Here is a 25,837-nt window from a genome sequence, read left to right as displayed (position 1 = left end):
TTAAACACTTTAGCACCTAAACCCATTACACTATGCTGAAGAATTATTTTAAAATTGCCTTTAGAAATATCTCTAAGCATAAAGGCTATTCTTTCATCAATATTTCGGGGCTGGCAATAGGCATTGCTTGCTGTCTGCTAATCCTCATATATGTGAGGCATGAACTCAGTTATGACCAATTCCATGAAAAGGCAGACAGAATTGTTCGGATCAGTATGGAAAGCGGTGGTGATAACATCGCCGTTACGCCTTCCATGGTGGCTCCAACGCTGAATCAAATCTCACCAGAGATTGAACGATGGGTTCGGCTTTATGAGCCTACCCGTTACAGCCCGGCTATCATTAGTACCGGTGAGAACAAATTTCAGGAAGAAAACTTCTTATATGCCGATTCCAGCTTTTTCCGGATTTTCAGTTTTGATTTTATCGCCGGAAACCCCGAAACAGCACTCAAAAACCCAAGATCATTGGTTCTGCCCAAATCTACAGCCCTGAAATTATTTGGGTCTGTTGATATACTTGGTGAAACTGTTAATGCCCGGATTTTCAATACCAATTATGATTTTGAAGTGACCGGCGTCATTGAAAACGTTCCTGCAAACTCCCACTTTACATTCAATTATCTGGGCTCGCTGCATACCATGAGCAGTTGGTCTCAGCTGGATGATTCTCAGATCAGGGCCGCTAATTTTTTCACTTATCTGCTACTGAATAGCAGCTCCTCCACCGAATCATTAAGACAGACAGCAAATGCCTTCATAAGGGATAATCAGATTCAGGACCGTGTTGATCAACTGATCTTTACCCCCGTCACAGAATTGTACCTGAACTCAAACTTCGATTTCGAAATTGCCCCCATGGGCAGTATGCAAAACGTGATTGGGTTTATTTTCCTGGCCCTGATGGTACTCCTTATCGCTACTATAAATTACGTCAACCTCTCAACCGCCCGTTCTTCAAGGCGTGGAGCTGAAGTGGGTATCCGAAAGGCTCTCGGTGCGGTAAAATCACAACTGGTAAAGCAGTTTTATGGGGAATCTATATTGATTACGCTTATATCAGTTGTATTGGCACTGATTCTGGTGGAGTTTTTCAAAGAACCCTTTTTCGAACTGATGGGCAAAGACATCAGCTTTAACCTTTTTACCGATCCTTCCGCATGGATGCTTTTAGCCGGCGTGACCATCATCACCGCTGCCCTCGCCGGAAGCTACCCGGCTTTTCTACTTTCATCATATCAGCCGGTTCGGGTACTTAAGGGGCTGCTTGGGTCTACCGGGTCCGATGGTACCCTTCGCAAAGGGCTGGTGATATCACAATTTGCTATATCCACTTTCCTTATTCTTTGTACCGTCATCATCTATCAACAAACAAATTTCATATTAACTGCAGACCTTGGTTTTGATGATGAAGAAGTTATTGTGCTCCCTGCCAGAGATAGTGAGCTTGCTCAAAAACAGGGTCTGCTGAAAAGTGAGGTTCTCCGTCAGCCCGGTGTTAAAGGAGCAACCTACATGTCAAATATTCCCGGTAAAGTTTTTGGCGGCTATGGGTCGGTTCACAACACTACGATGGAACCGATCGGAACTGCAGCCGGTGCAGCTGATGCCGATTTGGTTCAAACATTAGATATTGAGATCATTGCTGGTAACTCTTTTCCGGATAATCCTTCCTATACCAGAGAACAGGGATATGTGTATCTCATCAACGAGCAGTTAGCGCAGGCTCATGGCTGGTCGCCACAGGAAGCCATTGGCAAGCCTTTCAATGTACTGGGAGGAAGAGAAGGCGAGGTGGTTGGGGTGATGGCAGACTTTAACTACCAGTCTCTCAGAGAAAATGTAGAGCCCCTGGCGTTATTCATTCATGAGCAGATGTATAACTACCTGTTAGTGAAAGTTGAACCGGGAAACATCCAGGGCACGATAGCATCTCTGGAGAATATGTGGCAGGATGTTGCCCCACACCGGCCTTTTGAATTCGAGTTTTTAGATCAACAGCTGAATGCTCTCTACCAGTCTGAACTGCAGACCCGAAACCTGTTACTGGCATTTTCCGGGCTGGCTATTTTCATCGCCTGTCTTGGCCTTGTAGGGCTTTCATCCTTCCTGATTGAACGCCGGGCAAAAGAAATTGGAATTCGAAAAGTGTTGGGTGCTTCCGTCTCAAAAATAGTGGCTTTGCTTTCAACCGACTTCCTCAAATTAGTGGCTATCGGTTTTGTGGTGGGAACGCCCATCGCCTGGTACGTAATGGATCAGTGGCTTACCAACTTTGCCTACCGTATTGATATGAATGTTGCTGTTTTTATAACCGTAGGACTGATTGCGATGATTATCGCGATTTTGACCGTAAGCTGGCAATCCATCAAAGCCGCCGTGGCTAATCCCGTGGATAGTTTGAGAAGTGAATAGCAGGTTTTAGGTGCAAGGTGTTAGGTTTTAGTGTTGCCTGAATGGACACACTAAAACCTAACACCTAAAACCTCGCCAATTTCCATCCGTTTCCTTCTTCCCCATTTGTTGCTACCTTCGGTCTGCCCCTGAAAGAGTTCCATATTCTGTTTTTATGCCGAAGAAAATCTCGTGCTGTCTTTATTTGTGTTTACTTTTGATGCTTTCCGGTTGTCAGTACCTCAAACTTTCCCCGAAAAAACCGGCTGATTCCCATCCTGAAATTCAGCGTGAATTCAGGGCCGCATGGGTTGCAACGGTTGCCAATATCAACTGGCCCAGCGAACCGGGCATCCCCGTAGAACAGCAGAAAGAAGAGGCTATAAAACTGCTCGATCTTTTGCAGTCCACAAACTTTAATGCCGTTATTTTCCAGGTTCGCCCGCAGTCTGATGCTTTATATGAAAGCGAGCTGGAACCCTGGTCGTATTACCTGACCGGCCAGCAAGGCGTGCCACCAACTCCCTATTACGATCCACTGAGTTTCTGGATTGAAGAAGCCCATAAAAGAGGACTGGAGCTTCATGTTTGGCTTAATCCATACCGGGCACATCATGTGAGAGGCGGCTCGGTTTCGGAGCACTCCGTCGTGAGCACGAAAGAAGAGCTGGTGGTAGGATTAAAAAGCGGGTACTGGTGGTTCGATCCCAGCCTGCAAGAAACCCAGGATCATTCCCACGCCGTAGTTATGGACATCGTAAAGCGATACGATATTGACGGCGTTCATTTTGACGACTACTTCTATCCCTATCCCTCTTATAATTTTGGGGAAGACTTTCCGGACGATGAAAGCTGGGATGCTTATGTAAAATCCGGAGGAAAACTCTCGCGAAGTGACTGGCGAAGAAAAGCCGTAGACACATTCATACAACGGGTATATAGATCCATAAAAAAGGAAAAGCCCTATGTGAAATTTGGGCTTAGCCCGTTTGGTGTGTGGCGGCCGGGAAGTCCGCCATCCATTGCAGGAATGGATCAATATGAGGTGCTTTACGCTGATGCCAAAAAGTGGCTCAAAAAAGGCTGGATTGATTACTTCTCACCCCAACTTTACTGGCCCATAAACCAGGTTCCACAGAGCTTTCCTGTTCTGTTGGGGTGGTGGGAAGAGCAGAATTTTACAGACCGGCATATTTGGCCGGGCATGAGTATTTCCCGCTATGAAGGAGAACAACAAGTGGACGAGGTCATTAATCAAATTATGATAACACGCGGCATGCTGCCGGAAGCACCCGGAACCATCCACTGGAGTATGACTGGATTAGTTGAAAATGACTCGCTCCGACAAGCCCTGCTCGAAAAGCCTTATAAACGGGAAGCCCTGATTCCTTCCATGAACTGGATCAACCATCGTCCGCTAAAAGCACCTGATATTTCTTTTACCCGGGAAAAGGGGGGGCTTTCTTTTGCCTTGGAGGAAGATATAAACCGTGTTTCAAAATGGGTTGTTTATGCCCGATATGATAACACCTGGCAAACAATTATCATCCCAAAAACCCGGGACTCTGCCGTTATCCCTTATTACAGGATAAACCATGCACCTGCCAGTTCACCTCTTCGACAAGGAAGGGTTTCGCTGCTGAAGGAACTTCATATTACCTATATCGACCGGTTAGGATTTGAAAGTTCAGCCTTCATTCAAAATTTTGAACATCTCGATCAGCTTGAATCTCCGGCAGAAAGCAAATCACTCAAGGGTTTCTATAACTCACTTTTTAACCTTAAGTGAGAAATAACTCCTCTGAAGGAGCATAATTATTTGAAGAAAGTTCTCACTTACATGTAACGACTCCTGATTTTTACCGTGTAACATCCGTAATCAAGAAATCGGGTCTGGCCATGTTCAAAAATTATTTAAAAACTGCTTTTCGGAGTTTCAAGCGTCATAAAAGTTCTTTTCTCATTAACGTCATCGGGTTATCCATTGGGATGGCCTGCAGTATCCTGATTCTGCTTTGGGTACTTGATGAGTTGAATTACGATCGCTTTCACACCGATTCCGACCGCATGTACCAGGTAATGGAGCACCAGCTATATTCCGGCGATATCATGACAACCCATTCCACACCGGGAATTTTGGCTCCTGCTTTGAAAGAGGAAGTCCCCGAGTTTGAGTATGTGGCCACTTATACCTGGAATATGGAATACCTGTTTACCAAAGATGATAAGTCGCTCAAGGAAAATGGGCTATACGCCCGGCCTGACTTCTTCCACATTCTGGATGTCAACATATTGCATGGAAACCGGGACGAGCTCATCAACAGCCCCAAAAGTGTGGCTATTTCCAAAGAGCTGGCAGAGAAATATTTCAATACAGAAAATCCGGTAGGTGAATCTATTACCATCAACGGGACGGAGGTTCATACTATCACCGGCGTATTTGAAAAACTTCCCGAAAACTCCTCTTTCCAATTTGATTACGTGCTTCCCTTTGAGGATTGGCTGCAGAATAATGAATGGGCAACCCGATGGGGAAATAACGGCCCCCGAACCATTGCCAAGCTATACCCGGGTGTTGATATTGCCGCTTTGAATTCAAAAATAAAGGACTTCGTAAAACAAAAAGATGATGATGACTCGAATGTGAACCTCTTTGTTTTCCCCTTTGCTGATTTGTACCTCTATGGCCAATTTGAAGACGGTGTGCAAACAGGTGGCAGAATCGATTACGTGAGGTTATTTACCATCGTTGCCATTTTCATTTTGCTGATTGCCTGCATTAACTTTATGAACCTGAGTACAGCCAAAGCCACCAAACGTGCCAAAGAAGTGGGCATTCGAAAATCAATCGGGGCCAGTCAGGGTTCTCTCATCGGACAGTTTATCGGTGAATCCATGATCATCACTTTTTTCTCCCTGTTGGTTTCCGTATTTCTTGTTGAATTGAGCTTACCTGTATTTAACGACCTGACGGATAAGGCCATCGATGTTTCCTATTCAGATCCGATGCTGCTGCTCATATTTCTTGGAACCGCATTGGTAACCGGGTTTGTGGCGGGTAGCTATCCGGCCTTTTATCTCTCCTCTTTCGAAGCTGTTAAAACGCTGAAAGGAAACCTGAAAATTTCAGGCAGTGAAGCTTTTGCCCGGAAAGGCCTGGTGGTATTCCAGTTCTCGCTATCTGTTATCCTGATTATTTCTACCATTGTGGTGTACCAGCAAATTCAGTTTACCCAGACCAAAAACCTCGGGTATAAGAAGGAAAACCTTATCACCTTCCCTGTTGAAGGTGACGTCTATGATAATTGGGACACCTTTAAAGCCCAGGTAAAGGATATTCCGGGCGTCGTTAATGCATCCCGATCCAGCTCTTCGTTTATGGGTAGAAATTCCAATACATCCGGGTTGGAATGGCCCGGTAAATTACCTGATACCCATATTTTATTCGAGAATGTAAGTGCAGATTACGGACTCATTGAAACCATGGGTTTTGAGCTTCTTGCCGGACGTTCTCATTCTGAAGAATTTGGCGCCGATACGGCCCGAATTGTGATTAATGAAACAGCAGCCAAGGTAATGGACCTTGAAAATCCTGTTGGGCAGGTAATTCAGCTCTGGGAAGAAGACACCGAGATCATCGGCCTTGTTAAAGACTTTCATTTCCAGAACCTGCGGTACGAAGTCGAACCTCTTTTCTTCCGGCTTACCGACTTTGGCTGGGCAGCTTACGTAAGAGTTGAATCGGATAACATTCGCGAGACACTGGCGCAGATCGAAGACAAATACAAAGAATTCAACCCCACTTATCCTTTTGCTTATGAATTTATGGATGAGCAATATGCGGCCTTATACCGGGGAGAACAACGAATTGGCGACCTGGCCAAATATTTCTCCATCTTTGCCATTATCATCTCCTGCCTGGGACTTTTCGGTCTTTCAGCATTCACAGCCGAGCAGCGCGCCAAAGAAATTGGGGTTCGAAAAGTGTTGGGAGCTTCAGTTCAAAACCTGGTGCTCCATCTCACCAAAGACTTCACCAAGCTGGTGCTGATCGCCATTGCTATTGCCATCCCGGTTTCGTGGTGGATGATGGACATATGGCTCTCCGATTTCGCTTACAACCCGGGCCTGAACTGGTGGATATTTGCCGCCTCCGGTTTCCTTGCAGTGGTAATCGCCTGGCTGACGGTAAGTTGGCAATCCATAAAAGCAGCCCTGGAAAATCCGGTACAGAGCCTGAAGAGTGAATAAGCTATCAGCTTTCAGTTTATTCTCTATGGATTTAAACTAAAAGCTGAAGCCTGATAGCTGAGCTAACCTCACTGTCCATAATCGCACACCCGGTGTTTGAAAGTGAACATGTAATACCCTCAAAAATGTCCTAAACGCTGTTTTAAAGATCTTTTCCCGGTTTGGTATGATAGTTGATTACCCAGTGTATAATTAGTTGTGAACGTGTTTAAGTGTTTAGGTGCGAACGTGCATAAACACTTAAACACGTTCACACATAGAAACTTTATACCATGCTGAAGAATTACTTTAAAATAGCCTTTCGAAATTTCTACAGAAATAAAGAAAATTCGATCATCAATATTTTCGGGCTGAGTGTGGCTCTTCTTTGCTGCATAGTAATTTTTTTGTTTGTCCGTGCAGAGCTGAGTGTAGATAATTTCCATACCAATGCGAATCAGATTTACCGGCTTACATTCCAGGAAATAAACCGTCCCGGTGCCCGGCATTTTGCTACTACTTCGCCTCCTATGGGACCTGCTTTAGTTGAGAGTTTTCCTGAGATTGAACAAGCCGTGCGATTGCGATTCCCTGACTCCAACATTCTCAGCTACAAAAACCGTCAGTTTTATGAATACAATGTAGCCTACGCCGACTCTACCTTGTTAAGCATTTTCGATTTCCCTCTTTCTCAAGGCAATCCAGCCAAGGCACTAAAAGACATTAATTCTGTTGTTATAACCGCTCCAATGGCCCAAAAGTATTTTGGAGATGAAGACCCGATGGACAAGACTTTGCTTTTGGATAATCAAATCCCGTTAACAGTTACAGGAGTATTTGAAGAAATTCCCCCTAATACTCACCTCAATTTCGATTTTATTATCTCCTTCGACACTTTTGAGGTTCCCCGTGGTTATCCCGTTACTCTTGACAGCTGGGGATGGGTTTCTTTCTACACCTACGTGAAATTATCGCAACAGGCTGACCCTGAACAAGTAGCTGCCCATTTTGACGATTTTCTGGTCACCAACATGGGAGAAGATATCGGTGAGAACCGGATTTTACACCTGCAGCCCCTTGATGAAATCTACCTCGCCTCAAACCTCAGAAATGCTTCTGAAGATATGCGGGTTGGTAACCGGGCCTATATTTTCGGGCTGTCAGCTATCGCCCTCTTTCTACTGATTATCGCCTGCTTTAATTACATGAACCTTTCAACAGCTCAGGCCATCCGGAGAGGTAAAGAAGTAGGCGTCCGCAAAACCTTAGGTGCTAAACGTACTTCCCTGATGGGGCAATTTATCTTTGAATCGGTATTACTCACGCTATTGAGTATCTGCATAGCCTTACTTTTTCTTGAACCGGTATTACAAGCCGCATCTTCGTTATTAGGTATGGAATTAAGTCTGGAAGCTGGAAGCTACCTTTACCTGGTTCCGACCTTTTTAGCGCTTTCGGTAATTGTCGGAGTACTGGCAGGGTTCTATCCCTCGTTCATGATTTCAAACTTTCGTCCCTCAAAAGCTTTAAAAGGCTCGATAGAAACCGGCAGTTCGGTGTTCTCCATCCGAAAGATATTGGTTGTGGGTCAGTTTGTGATCGCCATTGTACTTATTGCGGGAAGTTTAATCATCCGAAACCAAATTCAATTCATTCAATCCAAAGACCTGGGGTTTAATGAAGAGCAGGTTGTCGTTTTGCACATGAATGGTGAGGAGCTGACCCGCAGATTTCCAACCATTAAAAATGAATTACAGCAAAACCGCCATGTTATAAATGCCAGTTTAGGAGCCGGCTTACTGGATGGAAGAAACGGAACGGTTCCTGTTTTCCCTCCGGGGGATGACCCTGAAGGATATCCCATGAACATCTACGGTGTGCATTTCGATTATTTCGAAACAATGGATATCAAAATGGCTGAGGGACGTTCGTTTGATCCTTCTTTTGCCACCGACTCTGCTGACGGTATCGTCATCAACCAATCGGCTGCTAAAACGCTGGGTTGGGATAATCCCATTGGCAAAGAACTCAGAGTAAGCGACATTAAGGACGGATACGTGATTGGTGTTGCTGAAGATTTCCACTTTGCTTCCTTACACCGTCAAATACAGCCGCTGGTCATGTACATTCCACCAACCAACATGGAAAAAGTATTTGTCCGGTTACAACCCGGCAACCTTTCTCAAGCTGTTGCCTCCTTACAGGAAAGCTGGAAAAGCGCGGTCCCGGATTTCCCCTTTAGCTTCGTTTTCCTTGATGAGCATCTCAATCAATTATACCAGGCCGATCAGCGCTTTCTAAAGCTGCTAACTGTCTTTACCATTTTAACCATTATAGTCGCCTGCATGGGCTTATATGGTCTAATCACCTATATGATTCAGCGCCGTAGTAAAGAAATTGGAGTACGAAAAATACTTGGAGCGAAGGCCTCGCAAATTACCTGGTTGCTTTCTTCGGAATTCTCACTCCTGGTCGGGATCGCTTTCCTGATAAGCATTCCCATATGTTATTTCGCAATTCAAAACTGGCTGCAGGAATTTGCCTACCGTGTCCCTATCCCGTGGTGGGTGTTCCTGCTGGCCGGTTTCGTTTCTCTTGTAATCGCCATAAGTACTATTTCGTATCAAACAATAAAAGCAGCACTCGCAAACCCTGTAAAAAGTTTAAGAAGTGAATAACCGTGTGAACGTGTTTACGTGCGACCCAACATAAACACGTAAACACTGCAACACACAAACACTTATTACATCATGTTAAAAAACTACTTCAAAATTGCCATTCGAAACCTTCACCGGAACAAAGTTTTTGGAATCATCAGCATTTTGGGGCTTACCGTAGGTATTACCGGAGCCACACTGCTGTATTTATATGTTGATAATGAGCTTGGTTACGACTCCCTTCATGAGCAATCGGAGCAGATCTATCGCATTGTCGAAATCGATGATAGTCAGGATCAGAGAACCCGGTACTATGGACAGACCGCGCCGGTACTTGGCTCAACATTGGAAGAAAGCTTCCCTGAAATTAAAAAGATGGTGAGAGTATATCAGCCTGTGGGGCATGTAGATATGGAGTGGAAAGGGGAGGCCATTTCTGAGCGTAATTGGCTGATGACAGATCCTGATTTTTTTGAGGTATTTGATTTTGAAATAGTTGAAGGAGACAAAAACAGCCCCTTATCAGAGCCTAACACAGTCGTGATTTCAGAGAAAAAAGCACAGCAGCTTTTCGGAAATCAAAACCCTATTGGTGAAGTTCTGACCTTCAGTAATTTGGGCGATAATACCGTAACCGCAGTGATAAAGAACGTTCCGGATAACTCTCACCTTCAGTTTGATTTACTTTTCTCGAGAAGAAATTCGAATACCGACATGGAGGAATATCTCACAGATTGGAACAACTATGGTGCCTACACCTACCTGTTGCTGGAAGAGTCCGTGAATATGACGTCCTTAGAATCAAAGCTGGATAGCTTTATCCAAAACCAGCAGGAAACCAACGAGAATGCCCGCAATTTCTACCTCCAGCCTATTACGGATATTTATTTCAACTCTCAGAATATTGAATTCGGTATCGAGCAAGCTCACGGTAACATTTTCTATATCTATGTGTTCTCAGCAATTGGCGTTTTCTTATTGCTCATCGCAGGCATCAATTATATGAACCTTGCAACTGCTCTTTCTGTGCAGCGTGGCAAAGAAATCGGTATAAGAAAGGCCGCAGGAGCGGAAAAGAGACAGCTTATCGGTCAGTTCTTGTTAGAATCAATCGTTATTGCCCTGCTGGCTTGTTTAGGTTCTTACTTTTTAATTGAACTGTTGCTTCCCTCTTTCAATCAGCTTACAGGAAAAAGTTTTAGCATTACCACCGATTCGTTCGCATATATTGCAATGGTATTGCTTGGCATAGGCTTGCTACTTGGAATCTCTTCCGGCAGCTACCCGGCGTTCTACCTTGCTTTGATAAAACCCATCCGGGTGTTAAAGTCCAATACCGAAATGAAAGGGACAAGCCTTACACTCCGTAAAGCGCTGGTCATAACACAGTTCAGCTTGTCGATCATTTTGATAATTGGCACACTGGCTGCTTACAAACAAATTGACTATATCCGAACGGCTGACATTGGTTTTGAGGAAGACCAGATGCTCGTTGTTGATATCAACAGCGGAAATACCCGAGCTCGTTTTGATGCCATAAAGCAGGAGATGGCAAAACTTCCCGGCGTGCAAGATGTCGCGGTCTCCTCCCGGGTACCGGGTGAATGGAAGAATATCACCCAGATCTTTGCCCGGTCCGGAGAAACCGGCATGGCAGATTCTGTTCAGACGTTCTTCATGAGTTTTGATGAGGATATGTTGCAGCTCTACAACATCGAGTTGGTTTCCGGCAGAAACTTCACCGGCAATAAGTTAACCGATTCCCTCACTGTCTTGCTTAACGAAACCGCTGTCAATGCTTTGAACTTGGATGAACCCCTGGGTAAAACCTTACGGCTATCCGGAGTTGGCGAACCTGTACGGGTAGTAGGTGTGGTTAAAGACTTTAATTACCAATCACTCCATCAACAAGTGGCGCCGCTATTAATTGGATACTGGGCCAACCCGGTTCGATCAATCGATTACTTTTCTGTAAAACTGGCTGCCAATGTGGATGTACCATCAACTTTACAAGGGCTAAAAGAGATTCACGGCCAGTTTGACCCTGCATCAGCAATGGAATACCATTTTCTGGAACAACAGATTGAACAAATGTATCAGACGGATGTGCGTGCTGGCAGGCTATTTGCCATCGGAGGTGGAGTTACCATCTTTATTGCCTGCCTTGGCCTATTTGGCCTGGCTTTGTTCAGTACTCAACGGCGAGTAAAAGAAATCGGAATCCGAAAAACACTTGGAGCCACCACACCTCAAATTCTTATGCTTTTAACTACCGACTTCATGAAGCTGGTGGTCATAGCCTTTTTGATGGCAATTCCCGTCAGCTGGATTTTAGTAAACAACTGGCTTGAGAACTTTGCTTATCGCACTGATCTTGGGATAGGAATTTTCGTTTTAGCCGGCTTGGGAGTCTTTATTATCAGTTTGCTGACAGTTAGCTCCCAGTCTATAAAAGCTTCGGTAACCAACCCCGTAAAAAGTTTAAGAAGTGAATAACCTAACGTTGTAATGTGTGAATGTGTTTACGTGCGACCCAACATAAACACGTAAACACTATAACACCCAAACACTTATTACACCATGCTGAAAAACTACTTCAAAATTGCTTTAAGGAACCTATTTAAGAACAGGCTGTATTCTGTTGTTAATATATTGGGGCTGGCTGTTGGTGTTGGCTGTGTACTTCTGATTACCGTGTATGTGATCCATGAGCTTTCTTTCGATAAGTTTCATTCAAATTACGATAAGCTCTTCCGGGTAACCGAAAGTATCCAGGCTGATGGTTCCATAGACACTTATGCTACTACCTATCCAGCACTTGCTCACGCTTTAGGTGATGAATTTCCTTCCATTGAAAAAATCACACACATTTATCCAAGTTCAGGTTTAATCTCAGGCCCGGACAACACCAGCTACCAGGAAGATGGTATTGTCTTCGCCGATTCTACTTTCTTTGAAATGTTTTCTTTTGACTTTATAAAAGGAAATCCGGCCACGGCTCTTGACCAACCACTAACCATGGTTGTTACAGAGACGATTGCCTCGAAGTTTTTTGGCGATGAGAATCCTGTAGGAAAGTCACTAAGACTCAAAGACTCCAGAAATACCTTCGATTTTGAGATTACCGGAATCACTAAGAACCCTCCAAGCAACTCGCACATTCAGTATGACTATGTGATTTCTTTTGAAAGCCTGAGACAACTCAGGCCTTGGGAGTATAACTCCAGGTACCACCCGCCCATGTACACCTATGTGCAGCTCAGTAATGCCTCTTCGGAACCTTTATTGGAGTCACATTTCTCCGATTTTGAAGAAAAATACTATGGAAATGACTTTGCTGAATCCAGCAGTTTTGAGCTACAGCCTGTTTCGGAGATTCACTTGTATTCGAACCTTCAAAATGAGTTGTCCGCCAATTTCGACATCACCTACATTTATATTTTCGCAGGGATTGGACTGTTCATATTGATTATTGCCTGCATCAATTTCATGAACCTTGCTACGGCACGGTCGGCAAAAAGGGGTATGGAAGTGGGAATGCGTAAAACCATGGGTGCTCAGCGTACTCAGCTTGTTGGGCAGTTTTTGGGTGAAGCCATTATTATGACGCTGCTCGGTTTTGGGCTTTCGCTTATTCTCGTGGAAGCAGTTTTCCCATTCTTCAACGATTTGACCGGCTACCAGCTCTCCCTTTCTTATTTAGCTTCCTGGGAAGTAATCCTGCCCATCGCAGGTTCAGTAATAGGGATTGGTATTTTAGCCGGAAGCTACCCTGCATTTTACCTGTCTTCTTTCAAGCCCATCCAGACACTTAAAGGAAAGCGGGTCACCGAAAAATCATCTATTACCTCTTTCCGAAAAGGACTGGTCGTATTTCAGTTTTGTATTTCTACGGCCCTGATTTTTTCCACTATCATCATCACTCAGCAACTCGATTATATTCAAAATAAAAAGCTGGGTTTTGAAAAAGAGCAGGTTATGATCATGCCGATCCGGGAAACGGCCAATCAGTTTAATGTGGCTACGCTGAAAGAAGAGATACAACGAATTCCCGGGGTTCAGTCTGCTTCAGCAGCATCCGGCTTGCCCGGCATCAAATCAGGCATCCATGGTTTTATGGTGACACCAGAGGATAACCCCGCTGACTCAACAGTAATGCAAACCCTGACCGTTGATTTTGACTACCTGAAAACACTTGGGTTGAATCTGGTTCAAGGGCGTGATTTTTCCGAGGCGTTCTCTACCGATGAAAACCAGGCATTCATCATTAATGAAACAGCGGCTAAACGGCTGGGATGGAATGAAAATCCATTAGACAAAGAACTTACCCTAAGTTTTTATACCACTAATTTAGTCCGAAAAAAAGGGAAAGTAATCGGCGTTGTCGAAGACTTTCAGTACAACTCTCTTCATAATAAAATAGATCCGGTTATCATTCACGTTTTCAAACGTACATTTTATCATGATTACCTTTCCGTGAAGCTGGCCTCCGATAATATCAGAGACATTACGGCTAATATCGAAGAAGAGTGGAGCGCATTTAACCCGGAAAGGCCGTTTGAGTATTTCTTCCTGGATGCCACTTTCGATAGTATGTATCGATCGGAGGAAAAACTCAGCACCATATTTAAGTCTTTTGCTTTTATAGCCATCCTGATTGCCTGCCTGGGGTTGCTTGGATTAGCTTCATACAGCATTCAACAACGAGTAAAAGAAATTGGCATCCGTAAAGTATTGGGTGCACAAATCGGTGACATTATTCTGTTACTTGGAAAAGACTTTACCCTTTTGATTATCTTTGCCCAAATACTTGCCCTGCCTCTGGTTTATATATTCATGAACCGCTGGCTAACCAACTTCAGTGACCAAACCACTGTTTCCCTGTGGGTATTTATGCTGTGTGCCGTTGCCGTATTGATTGTGTCGTGGTTCACTATTGGAGTTCAATCCGTAAAAGCAGCACTCAAAAACCCTGTAAAAAGTTTAAGAAGTGAATAACCTAACGTTGTAATGTGTGAATGTGTTTACGTGCGACCCAACTTAAACACGTAAACACTATAACACCTAAACACTTATTACACCATGCTGAAAAACTACTTCAAAATCGCATTCCGGAACTTGTTCAAAAATAAAGTCTATTCCTCGGTCAATATCATTGGATTAGCTGTGGGGTTGGCGACTTGTATCGTAATTCTGCTGTATGTATCACATGAACTTTCTTACGATAAACATCATTCAAACTCAGATCGTATTTACCGGGTAACCTCCCACATCGATTTCGGTGGCAACTTTATCGAACTCGCCTCCACCTCTGCACCTATGGGACCTACCCTTAAAGAGCTTTATCCTGAAGTTGAGGCTATGACCCGTTTCCGTCCGCGTGGTTCTTACCTGATCAAAAAAGAAGGAAAAAACTATCGTGAAAGTGGCTTCGTGTTTGCCGACTCCTCCGTTTTTGATGTGTTCACCATCCCCTTTCTCTATGGGGAACCGGATCATGCTTTGACACAGCCACAAACGGTTGCCATTAGTGAAGAAATGGCCCGGAAGTATTTTGGCCGCGCCGATGTGGTGGGCGAGACCCTTACCATACAGGATGATTTTGATATGGAAATTACCGGCGTGTACGAAACCATGCCGAATACCTCTCACTTTCATTTCAACTTTTTGATTTCGATGGCAACCATCGATGAAGCCAACAACAATGTGTGGCTGAGCAATAACTTCCGAACCTACCTGCTGCTTAGTGAAAATACAGCCCCAGAGGCTTTTGAACAGAACTTCGAGTACATCAAGAAAACATACATAGAGCCCCAGCTTCTTCAGTTTATGGGCATAACAATGAAGGAATTTGAAGAAGCCGGCAACCGTGCCGATTACAGATTACAGGCCCTGGAAGACATCCACCTTCATTCCAGCCTCACCGGAGAGTTTAAGGCAAACGGAAGCATTACTTATGTATATATTTTTTCCGGATTGGCCGTTTTTATCCTGCTGCTGGCCTGCATCAACTTCATGAACCTTTCTACTGCGCGATCAGCAAAACGAGCAAAAGAAGTCGGTGTTAGAAAAAGCCTGGGATCCGACCGTTCCACATTGGCCGGGCAATTTTTGATGGAATCCCTTCTGCTCAGTTTTCTGGCTTTAATTGTCGCCCTGTTTTTTGTTGAACTTACCCTGCCCTATTTCAGCGATATAGCCGGGAGAACCATAAGTTCGCAGTATTTCACCAACCTTCCTTTAAGCCTGGGCATGCTGGGTATTGTCATTGTCACCGGCTTGCTTGCAGGAGCATATCCCGCGGCGATGCTGTCTTCATTTCAACCCGTAAAAGTACTTAAAGGCACCCATCTGGAGCGCAAAGGCCATGGTTTGTTCAGAAAGGGATTGGTGGTATTTCAGTTTTCCATTTCCATCGTAATTATTGCCGGACTTCTTGTCATCAACGACCAGCTGCAATTTATTCAGAATAAAAACATTGGATTTGAGAAAGACCGGGTAGTAATCGTTGAAGACGCCTATGCCATTGGGAGCAGCAACGGAGTCGATTCTTTTAGAGACGAGATGTTGAAAAACTCATTCATTAAATCCGCCACAATCTCCAGTTTCTTTCCCGTTGATGGATACTCCCTGAATGACCTGGCTTATTGGCCGGAGGGAAAATCACCCACACAAAATAACACCGTGAGCATGCAAACATGGGAGGTGGATGAAAACTACATTCCAACGCTGAAAATGGAGGTCGTGCAGGGAAGAAACTTTTCTGAGAATCGGGCAATGGACAAGCAAGCCGTGATCCTCAATGAAACAGCTGTTCAGCGATTAGACCTTCAAGACCCGGTTGGCAAGAGTATTTTAACCTTTGCAATGAACCACGAAGATGGATCTATCGATCAATCCAAAACGCTGTCTTATGAAATTGTGGGCGTAGTCAGGGACTTCAATTTTGAGTCGCTACGGGAAAACGTGTCGCCATTGGGTTTGTTTAACCAGCGTTCATCGGGCAATGTGGCCTTCCGATTTGCTGATGCAAATATCAGTGAAGTGCTCGCCGTTCTGGAAGCAGAATGGACCGCCCGAGCTCCTGAACAACCGTTCAATTATGCATTCCTGGATCAGCAGTTCGACCGGATGTACCGTACTGAAAACAGGGTGCAAAACCTGATGAGCACCTTCTCAGTACTGGCCATTTTAATAGCCTGCCTGGGGCTGTTCGGACTTTCTGCATTCAGTGCAGAGAAAAGAGCCAAAGAAATTGGAATCCGTAAAGTATTGGGGGCGGATATTGCCTCTATCCTTCGCCTTATGTCCAAAGAATTTATGGCACTGATTTTAGTCAGTTTCATGATTTCCATACCCATAGCATACCTGGTTATGCAACAATGGCTGCAGCAGTTTACCTACCGAACTGATTTAGGAATGTCTGTTTTCCTTTTATCGGGATTAATCACGCTCGGTATTGCCATTGCAACCGTAAGCTGGCAATCTGTAAAAGCAGCCTTAACCAATCCCGTCAACAGTTTAAGAAATGAATAATCTTACGTTGTAACGTGTGAACGTGTTTACGTGCGACCCAACGTAAACACGTTCACACCTCACCACTTAAACACTTTACATCATGCTGAAAAATTACTTTAAAATCGCATTTCGGAACTTGTTCAAAAACAAGGTGTATTCATCCATCAATATATTTGGGCTGGCTGTGGGTGTGGCATGTTGCATTCTCATTGCACTGTATGTTCAAAATGAGTGGAGCTATGATGAATTTCATTCTAAAGCAGACCGTACTTACCGGGCTTGGGTAAACGAGACCACTCCTGAAGGCAGAGAATTACTGAATACAGCCACCCCTGTAATCCTGGGCCCCACCCTCAAAGATAACATACCGGAGGTTGAACACCTGACCTACATGTTCAGCTTCAGCAATCTGGTAAAAACCCCCGATGCACAGGCTCCCTTTGATGAAAACATATTGGTGGTGAATAAGGATTTCTTTAAAATTTTTGACTTTGATATCCTTAAGGGTGATCCCGGGAATTTGTTTATAAATCCGTCTTCCATTGTGATCTCGGAAGCAACAGCCAACCGCTTTTTTGGTAACCAAGATCCACTTCAAAAAACCCTGTCCATCAGGCTGACCGATGAGTACAAACAGTTCACCGTAACCGGTGTGGTTGAAAATCCCCCCGCCAATTCCAGTCTGGATTACCGAATCCTGATGCCTGACCAAAACCTGGAGACCCTGATTAGCGAACGTGGCCGAAACAGCTGGTTCAACATTTTTGGCAGCACCTATCTGACATTGCAGGAAGGCACAAACCAGGCCGACCTGAATGAAAAGTTTGATTCCATGATGAAAGGCGTATTTGGGGAGGATTTCTTCACCAATCAGGATTATAAAGTAGGCCTCCAGCCTTTGACCGACATTCACCTTAACACCGAATTTCCTTCAGCCCAAGCCAGCGTCAGCGATCCGGTATATTCCTACATCCTTGCAGCCATCGCCTTTCTGATTCTGCTGATTGCCTGTGTTAATTTCATGACCCTTTCGATCAGTAAATCTACCTCAAGAGCTAAGGAAGTTGGAATCCGGAAAACCATCGGAGCCATCCGCCAACATCTGATGTATCAGTTTTGGGGTGAAGCCTTGATGATGACGCTGATTGCCTTTTTAATCGGGATCACCTTTGCTGAACTTCTTCTTCCCTTTTTCAATGATCTTTCCGGAACCGAGCTTACTATTTCTTATGGAGCAGGAACACTGGGAGTGTTACTGCTTACTGCTTTAGCTGTGAGCCTGGTAGCTGGTATTTATCCCGCTCTTGTCCTTTCCGGGTTTCGCCCGATAGAAGTCCTGAAAGGTCGTTTAAATCTGTCTGCTGAAAAGGGTGGCTTCCAAAAAGTGATGGTCGTCTTTCAGTTCTCACTTTCTATAGCTTTGATTATAGGAACCATAACTATCCAGCAGCAGCTGAATTATGTTCAGAATAAAAACCTCGGTTACCAGAAAGACCAGATTCTCGTGCTCGAATCCGGGATCAGCAATACCCCCCAAAGCTCACCGGCTGATATTTTTGAGCAAAGCATAAGAAGGAAACAAATACTTATAAATGAATTGAAAGCTTCTTCTGAAATTACTTCGATATCGACTTCTTCCTTTACTCCTGTACAAACCGGAGGCTGGTTTCAAATGGGATTCAGAGATAATCAGGATCAACCCAAAAACTTCCACGGCAATTTTGTGGATGCTGATTTCATCCCCACTCTCGGAATTAAAGTAACGGAAGGGCGTAATTTCTCTGAAGAAAATCCCTCTGATGCCCGTCAGGCTATGATCGTGAATGAAGCCCTGGTTGAATATTTCGGTTGGGAAAACCCCATCGGCCAACGCCTGCCCGGACCTGAATTCGATCAGCATGAGGTGATCGGCGTTGTGGAAAATTTCCATTATGAGTCGTTGCATACCCCGGTAGAACCGCTTGCTATAGTAATGAACCCAGATATCCTGTTTAGCGGAATTTCCGACCTCGGTATTTCAAACTCTTTTGACCCTCGATACTCTTTCAATTTATCCACGAGCAATTTATCCCAAACGGTAAGTCAGCTCCGGGAAGTATGGGCACAGGTAGCACCGGGCGTTCCTTTTGACTATACCTTCGTCGATCAATCACTGGATGATCAGTACCGGGAAGAACGCCGGCTCAGTCGTATTGTAACTACCGGATCAGTACTGGCTATCATCATTGCCTGCCTTGGCCTGTTCGGGCTTGCTTCGCTGATGGTCATCCGGCGAACCAAAGAAATTGGGGTCCGAAAAGTGTTAGGAGCCTCTTCCGGTAATATCGTTTTCTTAGTGAACAAGGAATTTACCAAATTGGTAGCCATAGCTTTTGTGATTGCGACCCCGATTGCCTGGTATGCCATGAGTACCTGGCTGCAGGATTTCGCCTACCGAATCGAGTTAGGATTTGGCATTTTCCTGTTATCAGGATTACTTACCCTTGCCGTTGCGTGGTTTACGGTAAGTTATCAATCCGTTAAAGCAACCTTAATTAACCCAACCGACAGTTTAAGAAGTGAATAACCTAACGTTGTAACGTGTTAAGGTGTTTACGTGTATTCCAACATAAACACGTAAACACCTTAACACTTATTACACCAAAACACATCATCAATGATCCAACTAAGAGATATAGACAAATACATCGACAAACGGTTTCAACGGACGTTCATCCTGAAGGGGATTAACCTCGATATTGAGGAAGGGGAGTTTGTGACCATCATGGGGCCGAGTGGTGCCGGAAAATCAACCCTGCTGAATATTCTTGGGTTTCTGGATGATGCTTCAGAAGGCGAATACACTTTTTTGGGTGAGACGGTTCACAACCTAAGCGAAAAGAAAAAATCGGAGTATCATAAATCCCACATCGGCTTTGTGTTCCAGGCCTATCATCTGATTGATGAACTCACGGTTTATGAAAACATCGAGATGCCACTGCTGTACCGAAAAGTGAAAAGCAAGCAGCGCAAAGCCATGGTTGCCGATATACTTGATCGCTTCAATATTGTAGCGAAGAAGGATTTATTCCCGCCCCAGCTTTCGGGTGGTCAGCAGCAGGTGGTTGGGGTTGCCCGTGCTATTATCGGAAGCCCAAAACTGCTTTTAGCCGATGAACCCACCGGAAACCTTCACTCCGAACAAAGCGAACAAATCATGGATATGTTCAAAAAGCTGAACGATGATGGGGTTACCATTATACAGGTTACTCATTCCGAGAAAATGGCCGCTTACGGCAACCGTATCATTAACCTGAAGGACGGCGCCCTCGTAAAAGAAGACCCCTATAATCAGGCTGTAGAAAGTTAGTCGCTGATAATTCTTAACTCTGCAATCCGGGCATTTTCTTTGATATTACACCCTGCTTCTGAAACGGTGACGTTCAGGGAAAGAGCATCGGAGCTGTCATCAGAAATTACATAAGAATCGGAGATCAGTCCTGCTTGCCGGGCATGGTGATGAGCTGAAATCAACGCGGCAGAGCCGTCCTCTATATCCACGCTCTCGTTAAAGATTATTTTATACGGCCCCTGCTGCAGTTTCCACCACCCGTAGTTGTCATCGGGCTTTTGCTTTACAGGGTTTAGCTTCTGGGTGGTGGCTGGCTTAAATTCGCTGCCTCCGAAATCCAGTGAGCCGGCCCCGTTAATGCGATGGACCTCAGCCACCGTTAGGTCCAGGTGATGATCATGGCGCTGCGTATCTTCATGAATCAGGTTAGCCACTTTCTTCTTCAATTCATCAAAAGCTAAAAAAGACATAAACTGTACTCCCTTTTATTTCTGTTTAACTTAAGTTTATAACACATCATAACGCCGTCTTCATTCAATGCTAAATTTTCTAAGAAACCTGTTTCAGCGTGAAAAAGAACCGGATATTCCTGCTCCGGAGCCCAACTACACGGAGATTATCAACAAAATTAAGCAGACAGAAGAATCTCAGGACATTCAACCCGGAAGAAAAATTCACGCTATCGATTACGACCTGTTTGAACTCCGGTTGGACCGGGATATCACGAATCAATACCGGATCACTGTTTTCAGGGGAAGTGAACGGGTTTACAGCTTTACCGTATTTGTCACCAAGCAGGAAGTGCAAAAACTGGATAAGGCCTATCGTGATATCATCTCGTTTTTAAAAGAAAACCCAAGCATTACACACTTGCCCGACAACAACCTGCTTAAGGGATTTTATTTTGGTAATTCATAGAACTGAACCGTCCATAATCGCACAGTAGCTGTCTGTTTCCGAACGCTTTTCTCAACTAAACAGTCTTCTGATTGAAGGAACGTACGGTCTTAAGGAAATGGCATCTTTTTTGTACCTCATATAGTATAATCGCCCATTATTCACTTTAACCGGAGTAATCATGCATAATGTCCGTGTTCAATTTACCGTCCCCAATGTAGAAAGTGTTGTTAATCTCGATGTTCATGTGAATGGAGAAAAACGGAACCTGAAGTTCCGTGTCGAAACCTTTGACTGGCATTCTGAGAATGGAAGCTCCGAAGATTTGATTACCATTCTGAGGGACCGGATTATGAATTATGATTCCGAATGGGAACTCTACCACATCGGCTCCCCGTTTGATGATAAAATTCCCGTTACCTTCAAATTTAAAAGCGCTGAATGAGATACTTTCCCGCACGAGTTTTTTTCTTTTCTGTACTCTGCTTCATCACCGGGTTTCAAAGCCTGCAGGCTCAGTCTTCAGCTCCAACCTCCATTGAAGCTGTTTTTGAGGAAGCAGAATCCATCCATTCACTCAGAAGCGTTCTCATTCAACAAGAGGGCGAACTGTTAGGTGCTGAATATTTCCGGAATGCCTCCCCCGATTATCCCTACAACATCAAATCCGCTTCCAAAAGTATAATTTCCCTTTTAACCGGAATTGCTGTTGATAACGGTTTTATCTCTCTAAATGAAACGTTGGGAGATTATTTTCCCGAATATTTTGAAGCAAATCCCAACCAAAAGAAAGAGAATATCACGATCCGTAACCTGCTTTCCATGCAATCCGGATTGGAAACCACCAGTTTTTATAATTATGGGGCATGGGTAGTCAGCAATGACTGGGTGGAATTTCAACTTGATCAGGATTTTGTGGAAGAGCCCGGCGGACAGATGGTGTACAGTACAGGAACCTCACATCTGCTGTCGGTAATACTCACCAAAGCTACCGGTATGAGCACCAAAGCATTTGCTGAAGAATACTTATTTGATCCGCTAAATATTGACGAGGGAGGCTGGGATCGTGATCCTAAGGGTTATTACATGGGCGGTAACAACCTGGCGATGACTCCGGATGATTTACTTAAAATAGGACAGCTTATGCTGAATGGCGGTACTTATAACGGAGAGCGTATTGTTTCCAAAGAGTGGGTGCGCGACTCTTTTAAAACCTACACCCGCAGCAACTACAACCCTTATGATTATGGGTATATGTGGTGGAACCGCCCGGTTGGCGGCCATAAAGTATTCTTTGCCTGGGGATATGGCGGGCAATACATCTTTATGATTCCTGAGCTAAGCAGCGTTGTAGTTATCACAAACTCCCTGGATGGGGCTACCCAGCGCAGAACCTACAAAGAACCCATTTTCAATTTCCTGGAGAACAGTGTTATTCCCTACCTGGAAAATAAAGCATTCTGAGTCTCAGCTACTTTACTAATTCAGCAACAAGCTGCTTATACTCATCCGATTTGACCCACTCCCTGTATAAATCTTCATCCTTCTCTTTTAAAGAGGCTGATGCCGTTTCCAGTATTGCCGTTTTAGGCATCTTCAATAATGTATAGCATACATAGCCTCTTGTACCCGACTCACAAACGCTTCCTACTTCTTCTACCCCTTCCAGTTTGACGTCAAATTGTATTTGAGACCATTTCGTTGTGGAATTCTCTCCCTCTTCATTAATCTGAGAAAACTCTCCTATACTCCATTTAATCTTGTTTTGAATACCGGCCGCTTTCTGAGCTATTTCCATGGTGGCTTTAGAAGACGCCACTCTTTTCAGCATTTCATCCTGACCTTCCGGCCCGTTCATTTCACCAAAGCCATATAAGTTAGCCCCATCCTTGTACTTTTCTCCACAGGCTGGATTCTGAGAGTTGTTATAGTAATAAGCAGCATAGTCAGAGACTGAACAGCTCAATTTTTTGCTTGAACTACAAGCAGTGAAGATTAAACTCAGGATGGTTAGTGTAAGAACTGATTGAACTCGCATATTGTACCCGTTATTTGTGAATAATTATTTGTAAGAAATTATTTTTATATAACTAATGAATCAACTGCAAATTCATGTTAATTCTCTTCCCTATTAATTCTGTTTGAAGTTATTGTTAATTTATTTCTTCTTTTTTGTAACAATGCATGGCTAAATCACTCTAATTATATGATACGTTGAGTCGGATATAAGCTTACTCCATTTCCGACTTGTTAATAATTACGGTACAATAGTTGGATGTTTTAGTCTGTTGGCAAAGTGAAAGGAATCGCTGATGTTTAGGAATTATCTCAAGATTTCTGTACGGAATCTTTTAAATAAGAAAGGTTATTCACTCATTAATATTTTGGGTTTGGCTATCGGCTTAGCCACCAGTTTATTAATCGTGCTTTATGTTTTAAATGAATGGAGCTATGATAAATTCCATTCAAACTCCGACCGGATTTACCGGGTGGTGCAAACCATGACTTCGGAAGATCGGGTTGAGGAACAAGCCACCACCCCATTTCGGTTAGGCCCGGTTTTGGATGCTGAATTTCCTGACCATATTGAGAAAACCGTTCGCTTTTTTGACATGCAGGAAGAAAACCACACTTTCCTGAACCGGGAAGATCAGGTCTCTTTCCGCGAAAGCAATTTCTATTTTGTGGATTCCACTTTTTTCGATGTTTTCTCGGCTGAACTTATTCAGGGAAATCCTTCCGAAGCACTTAAGAATCCCCTTTCTCTTGTTATAAGTGAAGACCTTGCCTCAAAATATTTTGGAGATGAAAACCCCATCGGTCAATCCCTGAGTTACAAAGGTATTCGGGATATGACCGTCACAGGTGTGATGAAATCATGGCCGGAACAATCTCATATGAAAATTGACCTGGTGGCTTCTTTTACCAGCTTAAATGAAATCTATGCCAGCAGCCCGGGCTACGACCGAAGCTGGCTGTGGAACCCTATTTGGACCTATATATTAGTTAAAGATGGCGCTGATACAGGCTCCCTGAACTCCCAGTTAGCCTCGCTGGAAGACAAATACTACCGGGCTTACTCCGGATGGCCAAAGGATGAATCTGTCGATATTGAACTTCAACCCATAACCGACATTCACCTTACCTCTAATCGTGACCAGGAAATGGAGGTGAACAGTTCAATTACCTATATCTACATTCTGCTCGTCGTTGCAGGTTTCATTCTGATTTTTGCCTGCATCAACTTCATGAATTTATCAACTGCCCGCTCAATGGAGCGCAGCCGTGAAGTGGGTATGAGAAAAGTGTTGGGTGGACACAAACAGCAATTATTCTATCAGTTTATAGGAGAGTCGTTCCTGGTTACGCTCATCGCTATTATCCTTGGCATTATTATTCTGATTATAGCTTTGCCCTTCTTCAACGAGCTAACCGCTAAATCAATCACCTTCAATCCTTTTGATAATATCTATACCATTCCCGGCCTGATACTTTTAACTGCTTTTGTTGGGTTGATAGCGGGGCTTTATCCTGCTCTGTACCTTTCCTCTTTTGAACCCGTGGATGTGCTTAAAGGAAATTCAACCCGTGGGAGAAAGACCACTATATTTCGAAAGGCTCTGGTTACTTTTCAGTTTACTTTATCAGTGATACTGATTATCGGTACTTCTATCGTTTACCTGCAGCTCGATTTTATTCAGGAAAAAGACCTTGGCTTCGATAAGAACTTTGTGGTTATGCTGCCAACCAACCAAAACCTGATCGCCTGGGAATTTGAAAACTTTAAAGAGCAGAGCCTGAATCATGCTCAAATTCAATCGGTTACCGGGCTGGGTAAAATTCCGGGTTCTGAACATACCGAGTATTACCGATATGTGCCTGCCAGAAACGGAGAAGGACAAGATGCCCTTAACCTGGTGCTTCATGTTACACATGATGTAACCGAGACTTTTGATCTGGAAGTAATAGCCGGCCGTTCGTTCTCACGTGATTTTTCCACCGATGCGGAAAAAGCGGTTCTCATCAACCGGAAAATGCTTAGCCAGCTTGATGTAGAAACACCGGAGGAAGCCCTTGGTGAAACCATTTACCACTATCCGCCAAGCGGAGAGCGAGAGGTTTTTACCATTATCGGAGTGCTGGAGGATTTCAACTATACTTCCCTCAAAAAAGAAATTGAGCCCCTGATACTGAGACTTGTGGAAGGCACCCGCCCCATTTTGGGATACATCGAACACACCGCCGTTGAAATTGCCCCCGGTGATGTAACCGGTGCGCTGGAACACCTCGAAAAAACCTGGAAAGAAGTAAACCCTATCGATCCGTTTGAGTATCGTTTTCTTGATGAGCGACTGGCTGAGATCTATGAAACTGAAACAACCATGAGCTCCCTTTCCACTTCATTTTCCATACTATGTATTTTGATAGCCTGCCTTGGTCTGCTTGGGCTCGCTTCGTATTCAGCGCAGCTGCGTAAACAAGAAATTGGAATCCGTAAAAGCCTGGGGGCCTCGGTTGCCGATATTGTGAGTTTGCTTTCCAAAGACTTCCTTGTTCTGGTTGGTATTGCTAATATCATTGCCTGGCCCGTCAGTTATTATTTAGGCTCAAAATGGCTGGAGAATTTCACCTACCGGTTCGACTTTACAGCTTCGCTGCCCCTGCTGTTCTTAGGTTCCGGACTGCTCATTGTTATTATCGCATTAGGAACAGTTGGGTACCATTCTGTGAAAGCAGCCCTGATCAATCCGGTGAACGCCATTCGCAGCGAATAGGCTTTGTTTATTTCCATCGATTGCTTACAATAAATG

General features: G+C 44.2%; 15 protein-coding genes. 13 read left to right on the top strand and 2 right to left on the bottom strand.

Features of this window, described 5'->3' with window-relative positions; all coding sequences use genetic code 11:
- The first annotated feature begins 32 nt into the window (after positions 1 to 32).
- The 9 genes from NM125_RS09415 (at position 33) to NM125_RS09375 (ending at position 20,147) form a co-directional block, all read left to right on the top strand.
- A complete protein-coding gene (locus NM125_RS09415) occupies positions 33 to 2,414 on the top strand; it encodes an ABC transporter permease (protein WP_255134648.1) in 2,382 nt (793 codons plus the stop codon).
- 199 nt (positions 2,415 to 2,613) lie between these two features.
- Positions 2,614 to 4,182, top strand: coding sequence for a glycoside hydrolase family 10-like protein (locus NM125_RS09410; RefSeq protein ID WP_255134647.1), 1,569 nt, complete (start codon positions 2,614 to 2,616; stop codon positions 4,180 to 4,182).
- 110 nt (positions 4,183 to 4,292) lie between these two features.
- Positions 4,293 to 6,644, top strand: coding sequence for an ABC transporter permease (locus NM125_RS09405; protein WP_255134646.1), 2,352 nt, complete (start codon positions 4,293 to 4,295; stop codon positions 6,642 to 6,644).
- A gap of 272 nt (positions 6,645 to 6,916) precedes the next feature.
- Positions 6,917 to 9,301 carry an ABC transporter permease gene (locus NM125_RS09400; protein WP_255134645.1) on the top strand — a complete coding sequence of 795 codons (2,385 nt, stop codon included), beginning with the start codon at positions 6,917 to 6,919 and terminating at the stop codon, positions 9,299 to 9,301.
- Between the two features lie 72 nt (positions 9,302 to 9,373).
- Positions 9,374 to 11,776 carry an ABC transporter permease gene (locus tag NM125_RS09395; protein ID WP_255134644.1) on the top strand — a complete coding sequence of 801 codons (2,403 nt, stop codon included), beginning with the start codon at positions 9,374 to 9,376 and terminating at the stop codon, positions 11,774 to 11,776.
- Positions 11,777 to 11,860: 84 nt separating this feature from the next.
- A complete protein-coding gene (locus tag NM125_RS09390) occupies positions 11,861 to 14,278 on the top strand; it encodes an ABC transporter permease (RefSeq protein WP_255134643.1) in 2,418 nt (805 codons plus the stop codon).
- Between the two features lie 84 nt (positions 14,279 to 14,362).
- A complete protein-coding gene (locus NM125_RS09385) occupies positions 14,363 to 16,816 on the top strand; it encodes an ABC transporter permease (RefSeq protein ID WP_255134642.1) in 2,454 nt (817 codons plus the stop codon).
- Between the two features lie 82 nt (positions 16,817 to 16,898).
- Positions 16,899 to 19,364: an ABC transporter permease gene (locus NM125_RS09380; protein WP_255134641.1), complete on the top strand. Its 2,466-nt coding sequence runs from the start codon at positions 16,899 to 16,901 to the stop codon at positions 19,362 to 19,364.
- 90 nt (positions 19,365 to 19,454) lie between these two features.
- Complete coding sequence (locus NM125_RS09375; RefSeq protein WP_255134640.1) at positions 19,455 to 20,147, top strand: ABC transporter ATP-binding protein; 693 nt, start codon at positions 19,455 to 19,457, stop codon at positions 20,145 to 20,147.
- Here NM125_RS09375 and NM125_RS09370 read toward each other — a convergent pair.
- A complete protein-coding gene (locus NM125_RS09370) occupies positions 20,144 to 20,599 on the bottom strand; it encodes a dCTP deaminase/dUTPase family protein (RefSeq protein ID WP_255134639.1) in 456 nt (151 codons plus the stop codon). The two genes, NM125_RS09375 and NM125_RS09370, sit on opposite strands and share 4 nt — an antisense overlap.
- A gap of 67 nt (positions 20,600 to 20,666) precedes the next feature.
- Here NM125_RS09370 and NM125_RS09365 point away from each other — a divergent pair, with 67 nt between their 5' ends.
- From NM125_RS09365 to NM125_RS09355, 3 genes are all read left to right on the top strand, one after another.
- On the top strand, positions 20,667 to 21,047 hold the full coding sequence (locus NM125_RS09365; RefSeq protein WP_255134638.1) for a hypothetical protein: 381 nt from the start codon (positions 20,667 to 20,669) through the stop codon (positions 21,045 to 21,047).
- A 160-nt stretch (positions 21,048 to 21,207) separates the two neighbouring features.
- A complete protein-coding gene (locus tag NM125_RS09360) occupies positions 21,208 to 21,471 on the top strand; it encodes a hypothetical protein (RefSeq protein WP_255134637.1) in 264 nt (87 codons plus the stop codon).
- On the top strand, positions 21,468 to 22,490 hold the full coding sequence (locus tag NM125_RS09355) for a serine hydrolase domain-containing protein (protein ID WP_255134636.1): 1,023 nt from the start codon (positions 21,468 to 21,470) through the stop codon (positions 22,488 to 22,490). The genes NM125_RS09360 and NM125_RS09355 overlap by 4 nt, the downstream gene beginning before the upstream one ends.
- Positions 22,491 to 22,497: 7 nt before the next feature.
- On the opposite strand, the gene NM125_RS09350 is transcribed toward NM125_RS09355, so the two are convergent.
- Positions 22,498 to 22,992 (bottom strand): hypothetical protein, encoded by a 495-nt coding sequence (locus NM125_RS09350; RefSeq protein WP_255134635.1) that lies wholly within the window; start codon positions 22,990 to 22,992, stop codon positions 22,498 to 22,500.
- 346 nt (positions 22,993 to 23,338) lie between these two features.
- Here NM125_RS09350 and NM125_RS09345 point away from each other — a divergent pair, with 346 nt between their 5' ends.
- A complete protein-coding gene (locus NM125_RS09345; RefSeq protein ID WP_255134634.1) occupies positions 23,339 to 25,801 on the top strand; it encodes an ABC transporter permease in 2,463 nt (820 codons plus the stop codon).
- The last annotated feature ends 36 nt before the right edge of the window (positions 25,802 to 25,837 follow it).

Source organism: Gracilimonas sediminicola, assembly GCF_024320785.1.
In the GTDB taxonomy this organism is placed as follows: Bacteria; Bacteroidota; Rhodothermia; order Balneolales; family Balneolaceae; genus Gracilimonas; species Gracilimonas sediminicola.
Note: the sequence above shows the minus strand (reverse complement) of the source record. Positions and strands in the feature narration are given on the sequence as shown.

Bases quoted from the DNA above. Each gene is read 5' to 3' on its own strand.
- NM125_RS09345 (WP_255134634.1), top strand. From the start codon at position 23,339: ATGTTTAGGAATTATCTCAAGATTTCTGTACGGAATCTTTTAAATAAG.
- NM125_RS09410 (WP_255134647.1), top strand. From the start codon at position 2,614: ATGCTTTCCGGTTGTCAGTACCTCAAACTTTCCCCGAAAAAACCGGCT.
- NM125_RS09370 (WP_255134639.1), bottom strand. From the start codon at position 20,599: ATGTCTTTTTTAGCTTTTGATGAATTGAAGAAGAAAGTGGCTAACCTG.
- NM125_RS09395 (WP_255134644.1), top strand. From the start codon at position 9,374: ATGTTAAAAAACTACTTCAAAATTGCCATTCGAAACCTTCACCGGAAC.
- NM125_RS09400 (WP_255134645.1), top strand. From the start codon at position 6,917: ATGCTGAAGAATTACTTTAAAATAGCCTTTCGAAATTTCTACAGAAAT.
- NM125_RS09360 (WP_255134637.1), top strand. From the start codon at position 21,208: ATGCATAATGTCCGTGTTCAATTTACCGTCCCCAATGTAGAAAGTGTT.
- NM125_RS09390 (WP_255134643.1), top strand. From the start codon at position 11,861: ATGCTGAAAAACTACTTCAAAATTGCTTTAAGGAACCTATTTAAGAAC.
- NM125_RS09355 (WP_255134636.1), top strand. From the start codon at position 21,468: ATGAGATACTTTCCCGCACGAGTTTTTTTCTTTTCTGTACTCTGCTTC.
- NM125_RS09385 (WP_255134642.1), top strand. From the start codon at position 14,363: ATGCTGAAAAACTACTTCAAAATCGCATTCCGGAACTTGTTCAAAAAT.
- NM125_RS09405 (WP_255134646.1), top strand. From the start codon at position 4,293: ATGTTCAAAAATTATTTAAAAACTGCTTTTCGGAGTTTCAAGCGTCAT.
- NM125_RS09375 (WP_255134640.1), top strand. From the start codon at position 19,455: ATGATCCAACTAAGAGATATAGACAAATACATCGACAAACGGTTTCAA.
- NM125_RS09365 (WP_255134638.1), top strand. From the start codon at position 20,667: ATGCTAAATTTTCTAAGAAACCTGTTTCAGCGTGAAAAAGAACCGGAT.
- NM125_RS09415 (WP_255134648.1), top strand. From the start codon at position 33: ATGCTGAAGAATTATTTTAAAATTGCCTTTAGAAATATCTCTAAGCAT.
- NM125_RS09380 (WP_255134641.1), top strand. From the start codon at position 16,899: ATGCTGAAAAATTACTTTAAAATCGCATTTCGGAACTTGTTCAAAAAC.